Raw genomic sequence first — 22,052 nt, 5'->3', positions numbered from 1 at the left:
CTCCCCGTCGCGAGAATCGGATTTTGCGTCTTCGATCCGCGCGGCGAGGGACATTGCGGGCCTACGCGTCGTCGTGCTCGGCCGCGCCGTTCAGTCCGTTGATCCGGGCCTTCAGCACGTTCGAGGGCTTGAACACCATGACCTGGCGGGGCTCGATCGCCACCTCGACGCCGGTCTTCGGGTTGCGCCCGACCCGACGGCCCTTGCTGCGCACCACGAAGGACCCGAACGATGACAGCTTCACCGTCTCGCCGCTGGCGAGGCAGGCGCAGATCTCGGACAGCACCGTTTCGACCAGGGCGGAGGACTCAGTCCGCGAGAGGCCGACCTGCTGGTAGACGGCCTCGCTCAAATCGGCGCGTGTGACCGTCTTTCCCGTCATGCGATATTCCCCAAGGCGATTCGAGTTTTCTTAGTATCTCTATGATTGCGCACGCTAATCGGCGTTCAGGCCGGGGTCAACAGTGCGTGAGGCCCCGTTTCGGAAACCGGTCGCGCCTACCAGCGGATGAGGGCCGCGCCCCAGGTGAATCCGCCGCCGATCGCCTCGATCATCACGAGGTCGCCGGGCTGGATCCGGCCGTCCTTGCGGGCGACGTCGAGGGCCAGGGGGATCGAGGCCGCCGAGGTGTTGCCGTGCCGGTCGACGGTGAGGACCACCTTCTCGCGGGCGATGCCGAGCTTGTCGGCCGACGCCTCGATGATCCGCCGGTTGGCCTGGTGCGGCACGAACCAGGCCAGATCCTCGGCCGTGGTCCCGGACGCCCGGAAGGCGTCGTCGACGACGTCGGTCACGGAGCCGACGGCGAAGCGGAAGACGTCCTTGCCCGTCATCCGCAGATGGCCGGTGGTTCCGGTGGAGCCCGGGCCGCCATCGACGTAGAGTTTCTCGCGGTGCCGTCCGTCCGAGCGCAGGCTCGCGGTGAGCACGCCGCGATCGGCGCTGGTGCCCTCCCCTTCCCGGGCCTCCAGCACGACCGCCCCGGCGCCGTCGCCGAAGAGCACGCAGGTCGTGCGGTCCTCCCAGTCGAGGATCCGCGAGAAGGTCTCGGCCCCGATGACCAGGGCACGCTTGGCGCTCCCCGTGCTCAGGAACTTGTCCGCGGTGGTCACGGCGTAGACGAATCCGGCGCAGACGGCCTGGACGTCGAAGGCGAAACCGCCGCGCAGGCCCAGCGCTGCCTGGATCTCGGTGGCGGTCGACGGGAAGGTGTGGTCGGGCGTCGAGGTGGCGCAGATAATGAGGTCGATGTCGTCGGCGCCGAGGCCCGCCTCGTCGAGGGCCGCCCGGGCGGCGCGCGCGCCGAGGACCGAGGTCGTCTCGGTGGCATCCGCGAGGTAGCGCTGGCGGATGCCGGTGCGCTGCACGATCCAGTCGTCGGAGGTGTCGACGGTGCGGCTGAGCTCGTCGTTGGTGACGCATCGGGCCGGCAGGGCGGAGCCGCAGCCGACCACGACGGAGCGCAGGACCTTTCCGGAATGGGCCGTCCCGGTCGTGACCGTCATGGGGCCGTCCTTCTGTGCGCGGATCGGCTCATGACGCGACCGCGGCCGGCGTCAGGTCGAGCATGTCGCGGATGGTACGCATGAGGTCGTGCCGGGCCATGTCGTGGGCGAGGTCGACCGCCGCCGCGAAGCCGTGCGCGTCCTCGGAGCCGTGACTCTTGATGATGATGCCCTCGAGACCGAGGAACACGCCGCCATTGGCCCGGCTCGGGTTCATCTTGTCCCGCAGGGCCTTGAAGGCCTGGCGGGCGAAGAAGTAGCCGATCTTGGCCGAGAGGGTCCGGCTCATGGCGGCGCGCAGGTAGCTGCCGATCTGCTTGGCCGTCCCCTCTGCGGTCTTCAGGGCGATGTTGCCGGTGAAGCCCTCGGTGACGACGACGTCCACCGTGCCCTTGCCGAGGTCGTTGCCCTCCACGAAGCCGTGATAGGCGAGGTTCGGCAGGTCGGTCTCGCGCAGGTAGCGCGCCGCTTCCTTGACGGCCTCGTTGCCCTTCATCTCCTCGGTGCCGACGTTGAGGAGGCCGACGGTCGGCCGGTCGAGGTCGAACACGATCCGGGCCATGGCCGAACCCATCACCGCCATCTCGACGAGGTGCTCGGCATCGGTGCCGATGGTGGCGCCGACGTCGAGGACCACGCTCTCGCCGCGCACCGTCGGCCAGAGGCAGGCGATGGCCGGGCGCTCGATGCCCGCCAGGGTCTTCAGGCAGATCTTCGACATCGCCATCAGGGCGCCGGTATTGCCGGCCGAGACGGCGGCATCGGCCTCGCCGTCCTTCACCGCCTGGATCGCGCGCCACATCGAGGACTTGCCGCGCCCCGAGCGAACGGCCTGGCTCGGCTTCTCGTCCATGGAGATCGCCATCGTCGTGTGGCGGATCTCGACGGCGCCCTTCAGGCGCGGCTCGGCGGCCACCAGTGGCGTGAGGATTGCCTCATCCCCGAACATCAGGAACGTCATCTCGGGATGGCGCTCGCGGGCGATGGCGGCGCCGGGCACCACGGTCGTGGGGCCGTGGTCGCCGCCCATGGCGTCGAGCGAGATGCACACTCTCTGGGACATGGTGGGTGGCCGGTGGCCTCTGATCGCGGAAGGAACGGCCTCCCGGCGGGAGGCATCACGGTGGGCGGGGTGGCGGCGGACGACCGGCCCCCTGCCCGGCGGGGCGGAAAATAGCGATTGAGGCCCGGTGGGCAAACGAAATCTGAGCGTTTCGCCCAAAGCCGGTCCGATGTGCCGGTCGCGGATCTCAATCGTTGGCGGGCTTGAGCCCGCGCAGGGCCGCCAGCGGCGGCTCGTCCAGATCCTCGATATGGGGCTCGAACGCGACGCCGGGCTTGCGCGGATAGGGGTCGAGCCCGAGCGCCAGGAACTCGCCCGTGATCGCGCCGAAATCGATCTTGCCTCCCACGATCGGGTCGGGGACGTCGGCATCCTCCGCGTCGGTCCCCGCGAGCCGGTCGGTGTCGGTGAACAGCAGGTCCACCGGCTCCGAGACCGGCCCCTCGAAGGGCTCCAGGGACACCGTGCAGACCTGCGTCACCTGCGCCGTCACCGTTCCGCGCACCCGGAAGGCCGAGGGTGGGCCGCTCGTCTCGAAGGTGCCCACGAGGTCCCGGATGGCCGGGATCTCGAAGTCGGCGGCCAGGGCGGCACACTCCTCCGGGCTCGCGGTGACGACGAGCCGCCCATCGCTGCGGCGCAGGCGGTCGACGCTGACGATCCGCGCGAGCGGTCCGGTCTCTCCGTGACGGGGCGTATCGTGGCGGGTCATGGGACGATCCGTGTCGTGGTGCCGTCCGGTCCGGCCGGGGGAGCGGCGAAGGATTGCGGCGGCGGGAATGCCGGGCCGGTGGCGATCAGCCCGTCGAGGTCGGTCTGGGCCAGGGCGACATCGCTGGCGAGGACGTAGCGGGCGAGGCCGGCCGCCGCCGCCGGTGCGCCGACACCGAGGACGTTGCGCGCGAGCGCTGCCGTCAGCGCCGCCGTATCCCCGGCATCGAGGGCGGCATCGTAGCCCTCGGCCCGGCCGTAGAAGGCGGATCCGAGCTTCTTCATGCGCTTCGGGACCCCGAAATCGCCGATGCCGGATTCCCGAAGGGACGAGTCGAGCTGCAGGAACACCGCGTTCACGAGGTCCTGGGCCACGTCGGCCGCCGGTTCCGGCAGGCGGTTCAGGCGGCGCAGAACCAGGATGACGTGCAGGATCAGGCACTCGAACCGTCCCTCCAGCGTGTCGGGTACGCCGAGGTGGAGGTAGAGGTCCGGTTGGCGGGCCGCCTCGTTGATGCGCCCGTGCAGCGTCTCGATCACCCGCTCGCGCGGGCTCGACCGGCCCCAGGCGCGGAGCCGGTCGAGGAGCCCCGTCATCATGCGCATCTCCCGGGCTCGCCTGGCGCAAAGCCGGCGCGGACGGCCGGCGGGTGTGGCCGGGCTTGCCTTGTCAAAACCATAACCCCGCGTTACGGCAGCGAACGGTCAAGGTGCAACCTCCATCGGGATACTTCTTGCCTCGGTGTCGGGTCGGGATCGGGGCCGCAAGACACCGTCACGGAAGACGCCTTCCCGGAAGTCGCGTCCAGTTTCTCACTGTCAGCAAGGGTGGCCGATGTCGCGCCGTCTCGTCTCGTCGCTCGCTCGCCTCGCCGTCCTCGGCGTGATCGGTGCCGGTGTGTCCGGCTGCATCGGCGAGGACATCCGCCACGGCTACCAGATCGACCAGGCCGCCCTCGCCACCGTGAAGCCCGGGATGAGCGCCGAGCAGGTGCTGCAGATCCTCGGCACGCCGTCCACCGTCTCTACCGTCGGCAACAAGTCGTGGTACTACATCAGCCAGAACACGCGCCGTACCGTCCTGTTCCTCGGCGAACGGGTCGAGGACCAGAAGGTCACCGCCGTCTATTTCAACGGCGCCTTCAAGGTCGAGCGCGTGGCGCTCTACGGCCTGCAGGACGGTAAGGTGTTCGACTTCATCGAGCGGACCACGCCGACCAGCGGCGCCGATCGCGCCTTCCTTAGCCAGCTCTTCCGCGGCCTGACCAAGTACGAGCCGTTCGGCAGCGGGTCCGGCACCAGCGTCGTGCCCGGCGCAAATCGCGGTCTGTAGGCATCGCGGTCCACCCCTCGGGAACCGAGGGGCTGGGCGACCGGCCGACTGAGGGGGCGCGCGTGTGGCGCGGACCGTGAATGGCTCGCCCGGGCTCGACGCCAGGCGGGCAGAGGACCCGAGGATGCCGTTTCGCGAAGCCTTTCTCGTCGAGGGTGGCGAGACCGGCGCGCTCCTGCGCAGCCATGACTGGTCGGCGACCTCGCTCGGCATGCCGGGCGGCTGGCCCCAGGCCCTGAAGACGCTCGTCGGCGTGATGCTCGGCTCGCAGCAGCCGATGCTGATCGTCTGGGGGCCGGACTACATGACCCTCTACAACGACGGCTACGCCGCCATGTGCGGCGCCCGCCATCCGGCCGCCCTCGGCGGCTCGTTCCGCGACCTCTGGCACGACATCTGGGATCAGGTGGAGCCGATCCTGGCCCGCGCCTATGCGGGCGAGGCGACGCACATGGACGGCATCGCCTTCATCATGCACCGCAACGGTTATCCGGAGGAGACCTACTTCTCCTTCGGCTACACGCCGGTGCGCGACGAGGCCGGGCAGGTCGTCGGCATGTTCTGCGCGTGCGCCGAGACGACGGGCCGGGTGCAGGCCGAACGGCGGGCGAGCGCCGAGCGCGAGCGCCTCGAGCAGCTGTTCGCCCAGGCTCCGAGCTTCATGGCCGTCCTGCGCGGGCGCGAACACCGCTTCGAACTCGCCAACCCGGCCTACCGGCGCCTCGTCGGTGACCGGCCGCTTCTGGGTCGGACCGTCGCCGAGGCTCTTCCGGACGCCGTAAACCAGGGCTATCTCGACCTTCTCGACACGGTCTATCGCTCCGGCGATGCCTTCACGGCGACGGCCTCGAAGCTCACCCTGCAGGGCGTGGCGGACGGGGCGGAGGTCGAGCTCTATCTCGACTTCGTCTACCAGCCGATCTTCGACGATGACGGCGCCGTTACCGGCGTCTTCGTCGAGGGCGTCGACGTCACCGACCGGGCGCTTGCCGAGATCGCCCTGCGCCGGAACGAGGCGGAATTGCGCTTCCTCAACGCCGATCTGGAGCGCCAGGTCATCCTGCGCTCCAACGAGCGCGGACTGACTTGGCTGGTCAGCCCGGACCTGCTCGGCGTGCTGCACCCGGACGGCTACTTCGAGCGCCTGAACCCGGCCTGGGAGGTCGTGCTCGGCTGGTCCGAATCCGAGATCGCCGGCCGGTCCGTGCTCGACCTGATCCATCCGGACGACGTGGAGCGCACCGCCGAGGTCGTCGGAGCCCTGGCGGGCGGCACGCCCGTCTTCCGTTTCGAGAATCGCTATCGCACCCGCGACGGCGGCTATCGCTGGCTGTCCTGGACGGCGGTGCCGGAGGGCGGGCGCTCCTACTGCAGCGGCCGCGACATCACCGAGGAGAAGGCGCGGGAGGCCGCCCTCGCCCAGGCCCAGGAGGCCCTGCGTCAGGCGCAGAAGATGGAGGCCGTCGGTCAGCTCACCGGCGGCGTCGCCCACGATTTCAACAACCTTCTGACCGTCATCAAGTCCTCCACCGACCTCCTGAAGCGGCCGGGCCTCGCCGAGGATCGCCGCCGCCGCTACGTCGATGCGATCTCCGACACCGTTGCGCGGGCCGCCAAGCTCACGGGCCAGCTCCTCGCCTTCGCACGGCGCCAGGCCTTGAAGCCCGAAACCTTCAACGTGGGCGCGGGCGTCGCCGCGATCAGCGAGATGGTCGGCACCCTGACGGGGGCCCGCATCGCCATCGTGGTCGAGGTGCCGGAGACGCCCTGCTACGTGCATGCCGATCCGAGCCAGTTCGACACCGCGCTGGTGAACATGGCGGTCAATGCGCGCGACGCCATGGAGGGCGAGGGCCGCCTGACGATCCGCGTCGGCGCCGTCTCGGGGATCCCGCCCCTCGACATCCGCGGGGACGCCTTCGTGGCCGTATCGCTGACCGATACCGGCTCCGGCATCGCCGCGGGGGACCTGCACCGGATCTTCGAGCCGTTCTACACCACCAAGGGCGTCGGTCAGGGGACCGGCCTCGGCCTCAGCCAGGTGTTCGGTTTCGCCAAGCAGTCGGGGGGCGAGGTTCTCGTCGAGAGTGAGCCGGGTCGCGGCTCGACCTTCACCCTCTATCTGCCGCGCGTGTCCGGCCTATCCGAAACCGCCAGGCCGCTCGAGGAGGCCGAGCCGCTGACGGAGGGGCACGGCACCTGCGTCCTCGTCGTCGAGGACAACCCGGAGGTCGGCCGCTTCGCGACCCAGACCCTGGCCGAACTCGGCTATCACACGGTCTGGGCGACCTCCGCCGCCGATGCCCTGCGGCAGCTCGAGAAGATTCCCTTCCGCTTCGAGGTGGTGTTCTCCGACATCGTCATGCCGGGCATGAATGGGATCGAGCTCGCCAAGGAGATCGTCCGGCGGCGGCCCGACCTGCCGGTGGTACTGGCCAGCGGGTACAGCCATGTCCTGGCCGAGGAGGGGGCCCACGGGTTCGAACTGCTGCACAAGCCCTATTCGGTGGAGCAGCTCTCACGGGTCCTGCGGAAGGCGGTGGCCCGCAGTCGTCGCGGACGGCGCGATCGACCCTGACCGCTTCAGCGGCTTCCCGGCTCGCTGGAATCGAGCTGCGCGATCAGGCTCGCGAACAGGTCGGAGACCTCGGATTCGGGCTGAGGGGCATAGGTCGCCTGCAGGCCGCCGGCGAGGCAGGCGACCAGGAAATGCGATCGCGCCCCGCGGGCCCGGGACCGGCGGACCCCCGGCTCCCGATCCGAAGAGACGGCCGGTCCGATCGGTTGCGATCGCTGCGTCTTGTCCATGCACAAGCTTTCCAAGTGTAGCGTCGCTCCGGACGCCTCACCTAACGGACGTTAACGTGGCGTGCGGAGGGAGCAATAGGCAATCCGGCCGGCCGGAGCGCTGTGCACTTTCCGATCCCCTGTGGCGGGGTCGACACGACGGTCCGGCCGATCGCCGCGGGGTCGGCGAAGAGGTGCTCCGGCGTTCGCGCCGCAAGTGCGTCGGCGCGGGTATAGCCCCAGGTCACGGCCCCGAAGGCACAGCCCGCTTCGGTCGCGGCCTGATGGTCGCGGATCTCGTCGCCGACGTAGAGCGCCGCGGACGGGGCGAGGCTGGCGTCACGGATCAGGGCACGCAGGCGCCGGGCCTTGCCGAACAGCGACGCACCGCAGGTGTAGTGAGTGAAGTGGCGGGCCGCCGGTCCCAGCGCCCGCCGGATCGTCGCCTCCCGATTCGAGCTCGCGATGCCGAGGCGCAGGCCCGCTCCGTCGAGGTCGGCGAGCAGGTCAGGCACGCCGGGAAACAGCCGGATCCCCCCAATATCCCGGGCCGCGAGCCGGTGCATGTGCCGGGTGATCAGCGGTAGCTTCCAGGCCGGAATCCCGAGATGCCGGACGATGCCCCGCGCATCCATGCCCCGGAGCGTCTCCGTCTCGTGCTCTGCGATGCGGGCGAAGCCGTAGCGGTCGGCTACGCCGTTGATGACACCAGCGAACCAGGGAAAGCTGTCGGCCAGGGTCCCGTCGAAATCGAAGACGACGAGGCGATACGGAGGGAGACTCACGATTTGAGGTGATCCACCGGGATGACGAGGCGCATCACGAGACCGCTCGGGGCCCAGTCCTGCTCCAGCGTACCGTCCAGCTGCCCGACGACGCTGCGCTGCGCCAGGACCGTGCCGAAGCCCTGCCGGGTCGGCGGACCGGTCACCGTGGGGCCGCCGCTCTCCGCCCAGGTCAGAATGTAGGATGGGCCGTCACGCCGGCCGGTGAGGCGGACGCCGCCGGTCTCGGTCGAAAGGCCGCCATACTTCATCGCGTTGGTGGCCTGCTCGTGCATGATCAGCGCCAGCGCCGTGGCGGCGCGCTCGCCTACGGCCACGTCGTCCCCGTCGACGAAGATCCGCGCGCGCCCGTCCTGCACGTAGGCCGCCATAATCAGGCGCATCAGGCCGAACAGGGTCTGGCCCTTCACCGCGGGGGCGCTCGCCGGGGAGTGCGGGCGCACGTATTCGTGGGCCTGCGCCAGGGCGCCGAGGCGCTCCCGGAAGGCCGAGACGAAGGGACGGGCGGCCGGATCGGTCCGGGCCGACAGGCCGGCGATGCCGCCGACCACGGCGAAGATGTTCTTGATTCGGTGCGACAGTTCCTTGATCAGGAGGTCCTGAGCCTCCTCCGCCCGCTTGCGCTCGCGCAGGTCGCGGGTGACGGTGGCGTAACCAACGAACCGACCCTCGTCGTCCCGCACCGGGAAGATGTTGTAGAGGACCGCGATCCCCTCCCCCGTCCCGAAGTGCTGGAAGGCGAGCTCGCCCTCCCACCAGCCCTGCCGCTCGACGGCGGGCAGGACCGTTCCGGTGACGAGCGCCTGACTCTCGGGCATGAAATAGTCGAGGAGCTGCGTGCCGGCCACCGCGGTGACGTCGGGGAGTCCGACGAGGCGGCGTCCGGCCTCGTTGATGTGCTGGACGAACCCCTCCCGGTCGGCCATGCCGATGAAGTCCTGTGACTGCTCGACGATGGCGGCGAGTTTCAGCGCCTCGGCCTCCGCCCGCTTCAGGTCCTCGATATCGGTGCAGGTGCCGAACCAGCGCTCGATCCGCCCCTCGGCATCGAAGAGCGGCATCGCCCGCCCCAGGGTCCAGCGATAGGCCCCGGAATGGTGGCGCAGGCGGTACTCGACCTCGTAGGGGTCGCCGGTGGCCAGGCTGTGGCGCCAGCGCGACCAGGCCCGGTCCTGGTCGTCGGGATGGAACATGCCGTTCCAGGCCTCGCCGTCCGTCGAGCCCGGCGGGACGCCGGTGAACGCGTACCAGCGGTCGTTGTAGAAGTCGTGATAGCCGTCGGGCCGGGTGGTCCAGACCATCTGCGGCATCGCGCCGGTCATCACCCGGAACCGACGCTCGCTCGCCTCCAACTCCGCCTCGCGCGCATCGACTTCGCGGCGGGTCCGGGTCAGCTCGATCAGCGTCGCGGCCTGCCGGGCCAGCGCCTCCAGCATCTCGGCCTGCACCGGGGTGATGCCCTCGGGACGCGCGATGCCGTCGAGGACGCAGAGAGTACCGAGGGGATAGCCCGAGCGCGAGCGAATGACCGCACCGGCGTAGAAACGGAGCTGCCGCTCCCCCGTGACGAGGGGGTTGTCGCGGGTGCGCGGATCGAGGGTGAGGTCCGGGATGACGAGGAGCGCCTCGGCCTCGAGGGCGTGCGCACAGATCGACATCCGCCGTGGTGTCTCGGGTAGCTCGAACCCGACGCGTCCCTTGAACCATTGCCGGTCCGCTTCCACGAGGCTGACCAGCGCGATCGGCGCATTGCAGAGCAGGGCCGCGATGCGGGTCAAGTCGTCGTAGACGGGTTCCCGGCCGGTCGCGGCGAGATCCAGGCTGGCAAGCTCCGCCAGCCGATCGGACTCGGTCCATCCGGTCGGCGCGACTGAGCAGGCATCGGTCGATGGCAAAAGCGGCTATCCTCGTCGGTCGCAACACATAGGATGTCTCCCGTCCGAGCGATAGCGCTAACGGTCTTCGATGTGGATCGAGGTGAATCCGCGATGGTCCGGGTCTCACGACAGTCGAGGAGCCGCCTCGTGTATAGAACTATACAGTAGACGGCTCCGATCGGCTCGCGTCGGCGGCTCAGGCCGCCTTGGCGGCACCCTGGGTCGGATAGTCGACGTAGCCTTCCGGACCCTGGCTGTACCAGGTCTTCATTTCGTCGTTGTTCAGTGGGGCGCTCGTGAACAACCGTTCCGGCAAGTCGGGGTTGGCGATGAAGGGCCGTCCGAAGGCGATGGCGTCGGCCTGGCCCTCGTTGAGTGCCGCCTGCGCCCGCGGGCCGTCGTAATCCGAGTTCAGGATCAGGGGGCCGTCGAAGGCCGCCCGCATCGACGGGGCGATCGGGGGATGATTGGACGTCCCAAACGTGCCGTTCGGGCCCGGCTCCCGCAACTCGAGGAAGGCGATCCCGATCTTCGAGAGGGCCGCCGCCGCAGCGCCGAACAGGGCCTCGGGGTTCGAATCATCCACGCCCTGGATCGCGCCGTTGGGCGAGAGGCGCACGCCGGTGCGGTCCCGGCCGACGGCCTCGGCCACGGTGCGCGTCACCTCCGTGAGCAGACGCAGACGGTTCTCGATGGAACCGCCGTAGGCGTCGGTGCGGAGGTTCGTGCCGTCGCGCAGGAACTGGTCGATCAGGTAGCCGTTCGCCGCATGGATTTGCACGCCGTCGAACCCGGCCGTCATGGCGTTGCGCGCGGCGCGGTCATAGTCGGCCAGCAGGCGCGGAATTTCGTCGACGGACAGCGCCCGCGCCTCGGCGTAGGGCTTCTTGCCCGCGTAGGTGTGCGCGGCGTCCGGGGCCGTTGTCGCCGAGGCCGAGATCGGCTTCTGGCCGCCGAGGAAGTCCGGATGCACGATGCGGCCCATGTGCCAGAGCTGGCAGACGATCTTGCCGCCGGCGTCGTGCACGGCCTTCACCACCGGCTTCCAGGCCTCGACCTGTTCATCGGACCAGATGCCCGGCGCGAAGGGCCAGCCCAGCCCTTCCTGCGAGATGCCGGTCGCCTCCGTGAGGATCAGGCCGGCGCTGGCCCGCTGGCGATAATATTCCACCATGATCGGCGTCGGCACGTGCTCGCGCGAGGCGCGGCCGCGGGTCAGCGGCGCCATGAAAACGCGATTCTTGGCGTCGATCGCGCCGATGCGGATCGGGTCGGACAGGGAAGGCATGGAGGAAGCTCACGTTGTTTCAAGGACGAACGGACGGCGCGCGGATTTCGCCGCGCCCGTCGATGTCCTCATGTGGTCGTGGCGCCGGGCACCGCCAGACGTCGGCGTCCACTGCCGCACCCCGCCCGTGCGGGCGCGCACGCGCCGTTCGATTTCGATCGACTCGCGCGGCTCCCAAGGAGCGAAGGGGCGGCTCACCCGCCTACGACGGTGCGCCGACAGAACGATCGGTGAGATCCGGTCGGGACGCGAGGCTCCGCATGGCCACTCCGAAGCCGGCTCCGGTTCACGGTCGCGCCTCGAAATCCGGGGTGACGCGCGTCTCCCACTCGGGTATCGCTTCTTCCATCGCTGCGGAAGCGAGAGGGCCTGTAGCTCAATGGTTAGAGCCGACCGCTCATAACGGTCTGGTTGCAGGTTCGAGTCCTGCCGGGCCCACCACCTCTCCCGTTAAAAACCTCCCCCACTGGGGCCGACGCGGCACCGGCGATCCGGGTCATTCGGATCACGGGCTGCACAGCTGTCGGGGTCGAGGCTGGGATTGGCCAGCCTGCCCGCCAAGGCTGCCTGTCGTAACGGTTCATCGAGCGCCGACCCGGCATCACGGGCGCAACAAGCACCGGGGGAGCTTCATTTCCGCCGGCGGAGACGAGAGCGTCACCCACGCGGTCGCGTGCCGTGACCCTCTCGTCCGCGCTCATATTCAGATCGATCGGAACCCGCAGGGGGCTCGCTTACATCCGGTGGCCGCGGTGGTGTCCCATCATGTGGCCGCGATGGTGACGGTGGCCCATCCGGTGATGGCGGTGGTGGTGACGCATCATGTGGCCGCGCATGTGGTGGTGACCCATCATGCGACCATGGCCGCGATGGCCATGCATGCCGTCCATCCGGACCTCGGTGACGGCGGTCGGCGCGTCGACCGCTCCGATCACACCGGGGGTGGCAGAGGCCGGGGCGGCCGAGATGGCGCCCAGGGTTGCCAGGATGGCGGCGGCGAACAGAGACTTCCTCATGGGCGTCCTCACAGGGGGTTTTTGCCGGCGCGGCATCGGGGCTGACGCCGGCCGGGATCAGGGAACGGCTCAGTTTCGCATACCGTTCCGCGCAGTCCGTCGTTCTCCGCCTCCGCCTCGAGAGATAAAATTCCTCTCGGTGAACGCCGGCTGGGCGTCCCCCCGGCTTGCGGGGTGGGCAGGCTGGCGACCCCTGGAGGAAATCGGTCCGTTCGCGATGCCGGCGGCGCGGCAGGCCGCCTCGATGGTCCGCCTGACGTCGGAGTCCGGCTGGAGCTGGAAGCGGGCGAATCGCATCAGCGCCTCCGACACCGAAACCGGTCCTGGCAGCGACGCCCTGCGGTCGATCTTTCGTCGCCGGATCAGGGGCCGGTTCAAGCCGATGGCCGATCAGACGGCCTTGCCGACGAGGTGACCGATGCCGGCCGTGACGGCCATCGCCAGGGCGCCCCAGAACGCCACGCGGGCCGTCGCCCGCAGGACCTTCGCGCCGCCGACCTTCGCGCCGAGCGCCCCGAGAACGGCGAGGAACATCAGAGAGGCGGCGGACACGAGGGTGACCACGAGGTTCGCCGGCGAGATCGCAGCCACGAGCAGCGGCAGTGCCGCCCCGGCCGAGAAGGTCGCCGCCGAGGTCAGCGCGGCCTGGATCGGGCGCGCCGTCGTGAACTCCGAGATGCCGAGCTCGTCCCGGGCATGGGCGCCCAGCGAGTCCTTGGCCATGAGCTGGTCGGCCACCTTCAGCGCGAGTTCGTGGTCGACGCCGCGGCCGACGTAGATCGCCGCCAGTTCCGCGCGCTCGGCCGCAGGGTCCTGCTCCAGCTCGCGGCGCTCACGGCTGAGATCGGCCTGCTCGGTGTCGGACTGGGAGCTGACCGAGACGTACTCGCCGGCCGCCATCGACATCGCGCCAGCGACCAGCCCGGCCGTGCCGGCGACCAGGATCTCGCCGGTGGCGGCCGTGGAGGCCGCCACGCCGACGATCAGGCTCGCGGTGGAGACGAGCCCGTCATTGGCGCCGAGGACCGCGGCGCGGAGCCAGCCGATCCGGTCGATCAGGTGGCTCTCGGCATGGGACCGGCGCATGGCAGTCAGTGCCTCCGGGTCGGGTTGGCGCGGTGCGCGCGCGGCAGGATACGACGCAGAATGCCGTCGTGCCAGCGCCCGTGCGATGGGTTCGCGAGCCGAGAGGATCCGGGGAGTCCACCCTGCGGTCGTGACGGCGGCCGGGGCCGGGACATCCGTACGGGGATGTCCCGGCCCCTCCTCCCCTCACGAGACGCCGGGGGGCGGGTTACCGCGTCCGGACGTCGTAGCGGTCGAGCATCATCACCTTGTCCCAGACCTTCACGAAATCCTTCGTGAACCGGGCCTCGCCGTCGCTCCCCGCATAGACCTCGGCGACGGAGCGGAGCTGCGCGTTCGACCCGAACACCAGGTCGCAGCGCGTCGCGGTGAACTTCGCCGCTCCGCTCGCCCGGTCGACCAGCTCGAAGGTCATGCCCTTCGGGTCGGTCTTGCGCCATTCGAGATCGACGCTCGTCAGGTTCGCGAAGAAGTCGTTCGACAGCACGCCGACCCGATCGGTGAAGATGCCGTGCCGCGAGCCGTCGTGATTGGCTCCGAGGGCCCGGAGGCCGCCCACCAGGGCCACCCATTCGGGGGCCGTGAGGGACAGCAGGTACGCCTTGTCCAGGAAGAGCTCCTCGGGCGAGACGCGCGGTGCGACCGCCGCGAAGTCCTCCGCCACGTAGTTGCGGAAGCCGTCGACGACGGGCTTGAGCCACGTGAACATCTCGATGTCGGTCAGCTCCTGCCGGGTGTCGACGCGACCCGGCGTGAACGGCACCGTCGCGGGGTGGCCACCGTCGGCGAGCGCCTTCTCGACGGCGGCACATCCGCCGAGCACGATGAGATCGGCCAGCGACACCCGCTTGCCGGCCTGGCGGCCGTTGAAAGCGTCGGCGACCTGCCGCAGGGCGGCCACCACCGGCACGGTCCGACGGTTGATCGACCAATCCTTCTGCGGGGCGAGCGCCAGCCGACCGCCATTGGCGCCGCCGCGCTTGTCGCTGTCGCGATAGGTCGATGCCGCCGAGAAGGCCGTGAACGCGAGATCGGAGACCGACAGGCCCGTCGCCAGGATCTCACGCTTCAGCGCGGCGATGTCGCCGTCGTCGATGAGGTCGTGATCGCGGGGCGGGATCGGATCCTGCCAAAGCAGATCGTCCTCGATCTTGATCTCGGGGCCGAGGTAGCGCTCCTTCGGACCCATGTCGCGGTGGGTCAGCTTGTACCAAGCCTTCGAGAAGGCCAGGGTGAACGCATCGAAGTCATTGAGAAACTTCTCGCACACCTTGCGGTAGTCCGGGTCGACCTTCAGGGCGATGTCGCTGGTCATCATCATCAGACCATGCATCTGGCCCGGTACATGCGCGTCCGGGGTCTTGGGCGCGTCCGGATCGGCCGGCGTCCATTGCGATGCACCGGCCGGACTCTTGGTCTGCACCCATTCGAACTTGAAGAGGTTCTCCAAGTAGGCGTTGTCCCACTGGGTCGGGTTCGGCGTCCAGCTGCCCTCGATGCCGTTGGTCATCGTATACTGGGCGAAACCCGTGCCCTTGGGGTTGTGCCAGCCCAGGCCCATCGCCTCCATCGGAGCAATTTCCGGCGGTGGGCCGACCTGATCGGCCGACACCATACCGTGGCTCTTCCCGAAGGCATGGCCGCCGGCGATCAGCGCCACGGTCTCCTCGTCGTTCATCGCCATGCGGGTGAAGGTCGTGCGGATGTCGCGCGCGGACCCCATCGGGTCTCCGTTCGCGTAGGGGCCTTCGGGATTGACGTAGATCAGCGCCTGGTGCGACGCGGCCAACGGATTTTCGAGATCGTAATCCGTATCGCCGTTCTGGCCACGCCAGCGCTTGTCGCGGCTTACCATGCTGTCGAACGACGCGACGTCGTTCGGGTCCCAGATCTCGGGTCCCCAGTAGGTCGCGTTGTCGGCTTCCCACGCGTCCTGACGTCCGCCGGCAAAGCCGTAGGTCGGGAAGCCCATGATCTCCAGGGCGCAATTGCCGGTCAGGACCATCAGGTCGCCCCACGACAGGGCGCTTCCGTACTTCTGCTTGATCGGCCAGATCAGGCGCCGGGACTTGTCGGTGTTGCCGTTGTCCCACCAGCTGTTGATCGGCGCGAAGCGCTGGAGCGCCTCGCCGGCTCCGCCCCGACCATCCGCGATCCGGTAGGTGCCCGCCGCATGCCAGGCCATGCGGATCATCTGCGGGCCGTAATTGCCGTAGTCGGACGGCCACCACGCGACGGATGTCGTGAGGAAGGCCTTGATGTCCTGCTTCACCGCATCGAGATCCAGTGCCTCGAACGCCGCCTTGTAATCGAAGTCCTCGCCCAGGGGATTGGCCTGCGGGCCGTTCTGATGAAGGAGCTCGACCTTCAGACGGTTGGGATACCAATCCGAGAGCGCCGGCGGACTGCCCACGGCGCCGCCGATCCGGTCGCCGCCGAAGGGGCATTTCCCCTGCATCTCGAAGGTCTTGGTGTTCACATTTTTGGAATCGGCGATGGTCAACGCGGCGTCCTCTTCCTCGTCGTCGGGAGCGTCTGCTCGAAAAGCGCTTGCCCGGGAACGCCCCCGGAGCGCTCCGCGCTATTGGAGGCAATAACCCGAGGAATTATAGCGGGCCTGCAAAGAACGGACACGCTATCACGGCGATTTGATGGTCTGTGTATTCAGGCTCATCTTTTGGCGTGGCCCCTCATGCTGACAGAAGTCGCTCAATAATTCGTTGGACCGATCAGGGTCATCCGTAGAGTCGGACCGGTGATCCGCGATCGATGCCGGATGCGGCACAGTGTTCACGTGTGTTCACGCCGTGGACGGTATCGGCCCGGAGCGTTTGTGCTGACGTGGGCAGGTTCGATGATCGCGCGAATCACGCGGACCCCAGGGGCGGAGGGCCTCCTGGTTCCCTCGTTGGAGGAACGGGCGTATTGCGGCCTCACCGAGGGTGGCCAATGCTTACGCTGCGGCCCGGCCGGCGGTTGGACATTCTCGCCTCCACGGTCGTGACCGTGCCGCCGGACCAGGACGGCGCGGCTTCGTCGGCGCCGCCAAACATCGGGAAGGGCTGTTCGGCTCGAGCGTGGGTCACTTTCCGCCCAGCGGAGCGTACGGGGTTTTGGCGAGCGGCCGATCCGATTCGGTTCCAGGACAAAATCCCATCCGCGATTCGGAACGCTTCGTCGCGTCCAGCTATTTCCGGTCCCCGTTCCGGGAAACAGGAGTTCCCCATGCGTCGCCTCGTTCTCGCCCTCGCCGCCGTTACGGCGCTGACTGGTCCCGTTCTCGCCAAGGACGAGGCTCCCACGCCGCCGGCCACCGTGAAGTTTGCCCCCGTCCCGCAGGACGCCGTGCTGAGCTACAACCTCATCGGCCTCAACGTCGTCGACGGCACCAACAGCAATGTCGGCGAGATCAAGGATCTCGTCATCGAGAAGGGCAGGCTCACCGGCTACGTCATGTCCGTCGGCGGCTTCCTCGGTGTGGGCGAACGCTACGTGGTGGTCGATCCGTCCTCGGTGGCGCTGACCTACGACGCCGGGGCGAAGAAGTGGAAGGCCTCGGTGAATGCCAGCAAGGACGCCCTGAAGGCCGCCCCCGAGTTCAAGTACGACGGCAAGTTCAAGCGCTGAGCGCACTTGGCGGGAGCGTTCGCGCGCGAGGTGGGTCGCGGTCCGGCCGAGGGCGGTGCAACGGCCCGGATCCGCTCCCGACCGCGCGTCGGTTTCCGCCCGGGATCGACCCCGGCTCCATGCGGCGGACAGGGTGCCCCCCTGTCCGCCGAACCGATGAAGGGGATCGGCGGCGGTGCGCTCAAAGAGACGGCGCCGGCGCCGGGGCGCCCCAGGTCTTCACCGGGAAGGTCACGTCGTAGGCCAGGTTGAAGACGAAGGCGTAGGCCACATAGAAGGCTGCGATCGCGAGATCCATGAAGAAGGCTTCGGTGAAGCCGATGCCGAGATACCAAGCGATCGGCGGCAACAGGATCACGAGAAGCCCCGCCTCGAACAGCACCGCATGCGCCACCCGCAGCAGGAGGCTCTTGCGGGTATGCCCGACGACGCGCTGCATCGTCCGGTCGAAGCCGAGGTTGTAGAGGTAGTTCCACACCATCGCACCCAGGGCGCTGCCTACGCCGATCACGCCCATGGCCGAGGCCTGCAGCCCGAACAGCAACGTCCCGAGCGGGATGATCAGGGCGAGCCCCAGCACCTCGAACAGGATGGCGTGGCGGATGCGATCGCGAGTCGTGCGCATGATGTTTCCCGAAAACGGTCCCTTTGGTCCGGCGTCTTCTATCTGCCATACACCGAGCCGCAAGTTAGAACATATCGGAAAACCGGATGGATCATGGTCTCGCTCGATCAACTCCAGGCATTCGTGGCGGCGGCCGAGGCCGGATCTTTCTCGGGCGCGGCCCGCGTGCTGCGGAAAGCCCAGTCGGCCGTCAGCACCCAGGTGGCGAACCTGGAGGCCGATCTCGGTGTCGTCCTGTTCAGCCGAGCGGGCCGCAATCCCGTATTGACCTCGGCAGGCGAGCGGCTGTTGCTGGAGGCCCGCGTGGTGCTCGAGCGGCGCGAGCACCTCGTCGGCGTGGCGCGCAGTCTGGAGCAGGGGGTGGAGAACCGGCTCGTGGTCGCCATCGACGAACTCTATCCCGAGCACGCCCTCGGCGCGCTGTTCGCGGACTTCGCGCGGCACTTCCCCTTCGTCGAGCTGGAACTGCTCTTCCCGTTGATGGAGGATGTCAGCCGCATGGTGCAATCGGGGGCGGCCGACCTTGGCGTGATGTGGCGCCAGGAGGTGCTGCCCACGGAACTGGGCTTCCAGACCATCGGCTGGGTGCCCCTCAAGCTCGTCTGCGGGCGCGACCATCCCCTGGCGAAGGCGCGGGTGGCGTGGGAGGAGTTGAAACGGCATCGCCAGATCCTCGTCGCCGCGCGCAGCGACGGGCCTGAAAAGCGCCGCCTGCGGGTGGCCGCCGAGGTGTGGTGGGTGGAGAGCCACTGGGTGATCCTCGAGATGGTTAAGCACGGGATCGGTTGGGCCTTCGTCACGGACCACGTCATCGCCGCGTCGCAGACGGCGCCCGATCTCGTCACGCCGGATCTGCAATTCGATCAGGGCGACTGGCCCATCGCCCTGGAACTGGTCTGGCACAAGCAGCGCCCCTGCGGACCGGCCGCGGCCTGGCTGCGCGAGCGCTTCGCGGCGGAGCGGGTCGGCAACGCGTCGGGCGTCGGCCGGACGGCCTGAGGACGGGAGCTCCGGCGCGCCCTCGTGTCCTGCGGACCCGCCACCGGGGCATGCCGATCCAGGGGAGCGGCATAGCCGTCCGACCGGTCTCGCGCGTGGTCCCTGGCGGACGCCGCGTCGCGAACCCGCTTGTGCGTGCGGGGCGGTGCGACGACGACGTGCCGGATACGCAGGACGAAACCTGGCATGAAGAGTCCCCGAAGCGGTGGCGCGCCGTTTCCATCGCCGCGTAGGCAGGCAAGCGTCCGTCGCGCGGACCGGTGCCGTCCAGCGGTGCCTGCGGCACGGCGCGCGGAGGACTCTTCGGAAGCGGGTGGGCAAAGGCGTCGCGGAGAGGTGTGGGTCGTGCAGGGCGGATCGGAGGAGGACGGGCCCGCCGCAGGGCCCGAGGCGGCACCGGCCTGTCTCGCGGGGGGCGGCGAGATGGCGGCGAGGCTGCGCACGCACGACTGGTCCGGTTCCTCCCTCGGACGACCGGAGACCTGGCCGGCCGGTCTGCGCGCGACCGTGAGCCTGATGCTGGGCTCGCGTTTTCCGATGTTCGCGGCCGTGGGGACCGAACTTGCCGTCCTCTACAACGACGCCTTTGCCAAGATTCTCGGGCTCCGGCATCCGGCCGCCCTCGGCCGGTCTTTTCGCGAGGTCTTTTCGGGTGAGTGGAGCGAGGTTGAGCCCATGGTCGCGCGCGCCCTCGCCGGCGAGGCGACCTTGTCCGAGAACATGCCGTTCGTGATCGAGCGGGGCGGCGACGCGGAGTCGGCGTCCTTCACGGTCTCCTACTCGCCCCTGCGGGACGACGCGGACAGGGTCGTCGGTGTGTTCTGCGCCTGCGCCGAGACGACGGCGCAGATCGCGGCGCAGGCGGACCTCGGCGAGACGGAAGCGCGTCTGCGCCTTGCGAGCGAGGCCTCCCACATCGGCTTCTGGGACGTGGACGTCGTGAACGACACGGCCTTCTGGCCGCAGCGGGTGAAGGCGATGTTCGGCATGTCGTCCGACGCCCCGGTCTCGGGCGCGGAGTTTCTCGCCGGCCTGCATCCCGACGACCGCGAGGCGACGATGGCGGCCTTCGCCGCTGCGCTCGATCCTGCGCGCCGCGCCGTCTACGATGTCGAGTACCGGACCGTGGGCCAGGCGGACGGACTGGTCCGCTGGGTCGCCGCCAAGGGGCGAGGCCTCTTCGAGGGCGACCGCTGCGTGCGCGTGCTCGGGACCGCCCTCGAGATCACCGCCCGCAAGCGGTCCGAGGAGGCCCTGCGCGCCAGCGAAGAGCAGTTTCGCGTCCTGTCGCAGGTGCTGCCCAACCTCGTCTGGACCACCGATGCGGCCGGCGCCGCCGACTGGTTCAACGAGCGGGTTTACGCCTACAGCGCGTTGCGGCCCGGAACCCTCGACGCGGCGGGATGGCTCGCCATCATCCATCCGGACGACCAGGCCCGCGTGGCCAAGCGGTGGGGCGAGACCGTCGCCTCTCTGTCGGAATACCAGTGCGAATATCGTCTCCGGCGCGGGGATGGCGCCTATCGCTGGTTCCTGGCGCGGGCGCAGCCGGTGCTGGCCGGCGACGGCACCGTCCTGCGCTGGGTCGGCACCAGCACCGATATCGACGACCAGAAGCGGGTGATGGCCGAACTCGTCGGCTTCAACGAGGCCCTGGAGCAGCGAGTCGCCGAACGCACTGCCGAGCGCGACCGGGTCTGGCGCAACTCGCGCGACCTCCTCGTCGTCATCGGGTCCGACGGTGTCTTCCGGGCGGTGAACCCGGCCTGGGAGGCGATCCTGGGACAGCATCCGTCGGACGTGGTCGGGCGCAGCTTCCTGGCGTTCGTCTGGCCGGAGGATGCGGTCTTCACCGAGGCGGCTTTGTCTCAGGCCGCGGCTGCCGACCACCTCAACAACTTCGAGAATCGCTACCGCCACGCGGACGGCACCGCGCGCTGGATCTCTTGGCGGACCTCCGTGGAGGGGGGGCTCGTCTACGCCTATGGGCGGGACGTCACCGCGGAGAAGACCCAGGGCCAGGCGCTGCAGCAGGCCGAGGAAGCCTTGCGCCAGTCCCAGAAGCTGGAGGCAATCGGGCAATTGACCGGAGGGGTCGCGCACGATTTCAACAACCTGCTGACCATCATCCGGTCCTCGGTCGACTTCCTGCGCCGGCCGGATCTCGCGGAGGCGCGCAGGGCCCGCTACCTCAACGCAGTATCCGACACGGTGGACCGGGCGGCCAAGCTGACGGGACAGCTCCTCGCCTTCGCGCGGCGCCAGACCCTGAAGCCGGAGACGGTGGACGTCGGCAGCCGGCTGCGCAGCGTCGCGGACCTGCTCGATACCGTGACGGGGGCGCGCATCACGGTCCGGACGGAGCTGCCCGACCATCCGTGCTGCGTGCGGGTGGACGTCAGTCAGTTCGAGACCGCCCTCGTGAACATGGCGGTCAACGCCCGGGACGCGATGGAGGGCGAAGGAACCCTGACCCTGCGGCTGGATTGCGGCGTGCCGCTCCCGTCCATTCGCGGCCATGCCGGGGCCCCCGGGCCCTTCGCAGCGGTCTCGCTCACCGACACGGGCACGGGCATCGCTGCCGACGTCCTCACCCGGATCTTCGAGCCGTTCTTCACCACGAAGGCGGTCGGCAAGGGCACGGGCCTCGGCTTGTCCCAGGTGTTCGGCTTCGCCAAGCAGTCGGGTGGCGACGTGGCCGTCGCGAGCGAGCCGGGCCGGGGCACGACGTTCACACTCTACCTGCCCGAGGCGGAGATGGACTTCGTCGCGGCCGAGGACGGTTCCGAAACGGCGGCTCTGGAGCCGGGCGGCGCCGGCCAGCGCGTCCTGGTGGTCGAGGACAATATCGAGGTCGGGCGGTTCGCGACCCAGATCCTGCAGGACCTCGGCTACGCGACGACCTGGGCGGCCAACGCGGAGGAGGCGTTGGACCGCATCGGGTCGGATGGCGGCGGTTTCGACGTCGTGTTCTCCGACGTGGTCATGCCGGGAATGGGCGGGATCGAGCTCGCCAAGCTGTTGCGGCGGCGTCTGCCAGACCTGCCCGTGGTCCTGGCCTCCGGCTACAGCCACGTGCTGGCCGAGGAAGGCGCGCATGGATTCGAATTGCTGCAGAAGCCCTACTCGGCTGATCAGGTCTCCGCCATCCTGCGCCAGGTGGTGAGGCGCCGGACCGGTGGCGGGCGGTCCGCGACGCCGAGCCGGGGCAAGGGTGCGAAAGGGCGCGCCGATAGCTGACCCGGCGGAGGAACCGGCACACCGATCCTCGCCCCGCCGCGCACCGATGAGGCGACCGGCGCCCTCGGGCGACGCCGGCCGTATCCCTGCTGGACCTCAGGCTGGGCGG

At 69.2% G+C, this 22,052-nt stretch carries 18 protein-coding genes and 1 tRNA gene; 6 read left to right on the top strand and 13 right to left on the bottom strand.

Going from position 1 to position 22,052, the window contains the following annotated elements; all coding sequences use genetic code 11:
* Window positions 1–61: 61 nt before the first annotated feature.
* The 5 genes from ASF18_RS05235 to ASF18_RS05215 form a co-directional block, all read right to left on the bottom strand.
* Window positions 62–382, bottom strand: coding sequence for an integration host factor subunit alpha (locus ASF18_RS05235; protein ID WP_056220962.1), 321 nt, complete (start codon window positions 380–382; stop codon window positions 62–64).
* 116 nt (window positions 383–498) lie between these two features.
* Window positions 499–1,506, bottom strand: coding sequence for a beta-ketoacyl-ACP synthase III (locus ASF18_RS05230; protein WP_056220957.1), 1,008 nt, complete (start codon window positions 1,504–1,506; stop codon window positions 499–501).
* Between the two features lie 28 nt (window positions 1,507–1,534).
* Window positions 1,535–2,569: a phosphate acyltransferase PlsX gene (gene plsX, locus ASF18_RS05225; RefSeq protein WP_056349973.1), complete on the bottom strand. Its 1,035-nt coding sequence runs from the start codon at window positions 2,567–2,569 to the stop codon at window positions 1,535–1,537.
* A gap of 187 nt (window positions 2,570–2,756) precedes the next feature.
* Window positions 2,757–3,281, bottom strand: a complete 525-nt coding sequence (locus ASF18_RS05220) for a DUF177 domain-containing protein (RefSeq protein ID WP_056220951.1) — start codon at window positions 3,279–3,281, stop codon at window positions 2,757–2,759.
* Entirely contained in the window at window positions 3,278–3,877 is a 600-nt protein-coding gene (locus ASF18_RS05215) for a ubiquinol-cytochrome C chaperone family protein (RefSeq protein WP_156649674.1), read from the bottom strand. Before ASF18_RS05215 ends, ASF18_RS05220 begins: the two co-directional genes overlap by 4 nt.
* Before the next feature lie 238 nt (window positions 3,878–4,115).
* Between ASF18_RS05215 and ASF18_RS05210 the strand changes: the two genes are divergently transcribed.
* Both ASF18_RS05210 and ASF18_RS05205 read left to right on the top strand, forming a co-directional pair.
* A complete protein-coding gene (locus tag ASF18_RS05210; RefSeq protein ID WP_056220949.1) occupies window positions 4,116–4,613 on the top strand; it encodes an outer membrane protein assembly factor BamE in 498 nt (165 codons plus the stop codon).
* A 124-nt stretch (window positions 4,614–4,737) separates the two neighbouring features.
* Window positions 4,738–7,191, top strand: coding sequence for a PAS domain-containing protein (locus tag ASF18_RS05205; protein WP_056349971.1), 2,454 nt, complete (start codon window positions 4,738–4,740; stop codon window positions 7,189–7,191).
* A 5-nt stretch (window positions 7,192–7,196) separates the two neighbouring features.
* On the opposite strand, the gene ASF18_RS05200 is transcribed toward ASF18_RS05205, so the two are convergent.
* The 4 genes from ASF18_RS05200 to ASF18_RS05185 all read right to left on the bottom strand — a co-directional run bounded on the left by ASF18_RS05200 (window position 7,197) and on the right by ASF18_RS05185 (window position 11,350).
* Entirely contained in the window at window positions 7,197–7,421 is a 225-nt protein-coding gene (locus ASF18_RS05200; protein WP_056220943.1) for a hypothetical protein, read from the bottom strand.
* Between the two features lie 41 nt (window positions 7,422–7,462).
* Window positions 7,463–8,185 carry an HAD-IA family hydrolase gene (locus tag ASF18_RS05195; protein ID WP_244472585.1) on the bottom strand — a complete coding sequence of 241 codons (723 nt, stop codon included), beginning with the start codon at window positions 8,183–8,185 and terminating at the stop codon, window positions 7,463–7,465.
* Window positions 8,182–10,080 carry a PAS domain-containing protein gene (locus ASF18_RS05190; protein ID WP_056349970.1) on the bottom strand — a complete coding sequence of 633 codons (1,899 nt, stop codon included), beginning with the start codon at window positions 10,078–10,080 and terminating at the stop codon, window positions 8,182–8,184. The genes ASF18_RS05195 and ASF18_RS05190 overlap by 4 nt, the downstream gene beginning before the upstream one ends.
* 178 nt (window positions 10,081–10,258) lie before the next feature.
* Window positions 10,259–11,350: an alkene reductase gene (locus ASF18_RS05185; protein ID WP_056349967.1), complete on the bottom strand. Its 1,092-nt coding sequence runs from the start codon at window positions 11,348–11,350 to the stop codon at window positions 10,259–10,261.
* Between the two features lie 365 nt (window positions 11,351–11,715).
* Between ASF18_RS05185 and ASF18_RS05180 the strand changes: the two genes are divergently transcribed.
* A tRNA-Ile gene (locus tag ASF18_RS05180) sits at window positions 11,716–11,791 on the top strand.
* 293 nt (window positions 11,792–12,084) lie between these two features.
* On the opposite strand, the gene ASF18_RS05175 is transcribed toward ASF18_RS05180, so the two are convergent.
* The 3 genes from ASF18_RS05175 to katG form a co-directional block, all read right to left on the bottom strand.
* Window positions 12,085–12,366, bottom strand: a complete 282-nt coding sequence (locus ASF18_RS05175; RefSeq protein WP_056217815.1) for a hypothetical protein — start codon at window positions 12,364–12,366, stop codon at window positions 12,085–12,087.
* Between the two features lie 390 nt (window positions 12,367–12,756).
* Window positions 12,757–13,452 carry a VIT family protein gene (locus ASF18_RS05165; RefSeq protein WP_056217808.1) on the bottom strand — a complete coding sequence of 232 codons (696 nt, stop codon included), beginning with the start codon at window positions 13,450–13,452 and terminating at the stop codon, window positions 12,757–12,759.
* Between the two features lie 208 nt (window positions 13,453–13,660).
* Window positions 13,661–15,949, bottom strand: a complete 2,289-nt coding sequence (gene katG / locus ASF18_RS05160; RefSeq protein ID WP_200917515.1) for a catalase/peroxidase HPI — start codon at window positions 15,947–15,949, stop codon at window positions 13,661–13,663.
* 728 nt (window positions 15,950–16,677) lie between these two features.
* On the opposite strand from katG, the gene ASF18_RS05155 reads away from it, so the two are divergent.
* On the top strand, window positions 16,678–17,079 hold the full coding sequence (locus ASF18_RS05155) for a PRC-barrel domain-containing protein (protein ID WP_056217803.1): 402 nt from the start codon (window positions 16,678–16,680) through the stop codon (window positions 17,077–17,079).
* 181 nt (window positions 17,080–17,260) lie between these two features.
* On the opposite strand, the gene ASF18_RS05150 is transcribed toward ASF18_RS05155, so the two are convergent.
* Window positions 17,261–17,704, bottom strand: a complete 444-nt coding sequence (locus tag ASF18_RS05150; RefSeq protein ID WP_056350094.1) for a PACE efflux transporter — start codon at window positions 17,702–17,704, stop codon at window positions 17,261–17,263.
* 90 nt (window positions 17,705–17,794) lie between these two features.
* Between ASF18_RS05150 and ASF18_RS05145 the strand changes: the two genes are divergently transcribed.
* A complete protein-coding gene (locus ASF18_RS05145) occupies window positions 17,795–18,703 on the top strand; it encodes a LysR family transcriptional regulator (protein WP_056350092.1) in 909 nt (302 codons plus the stop codon).
* Window positions 18,704–19,048: 345 nt separating this feature from the next.
* On the top strand, window positions 19,049–21,943 hold the full coding sequence (locus ASF18_RS05140; RefSeq protein ID WP_348271391.1) for a PAS domain-containing protein: 2,895 nt from the start codon (window positions 19,049–19,051) through the stop codon (window positions 21,941–21,943).
* Window positions 21,944–22,052 lie beyond the last annotated feature (109 nt).

Origin of the sequence: Methylobacterium sp. Leaf89, assembly GCF_001422215.1 — a bacterium.
In the GTDB taxonomy this organism is placed as follows: Bacteria; Pseudomonadota; Alphaproteobacteria; order Rhizobiales; family Beijerinckiaceae; genus Methylobacterium.
The sequence above is the reverse complement of the archived record's forward strand: the minus strand, read 5'-3'. Positions and strand labels throughout refer to the sequence as shown.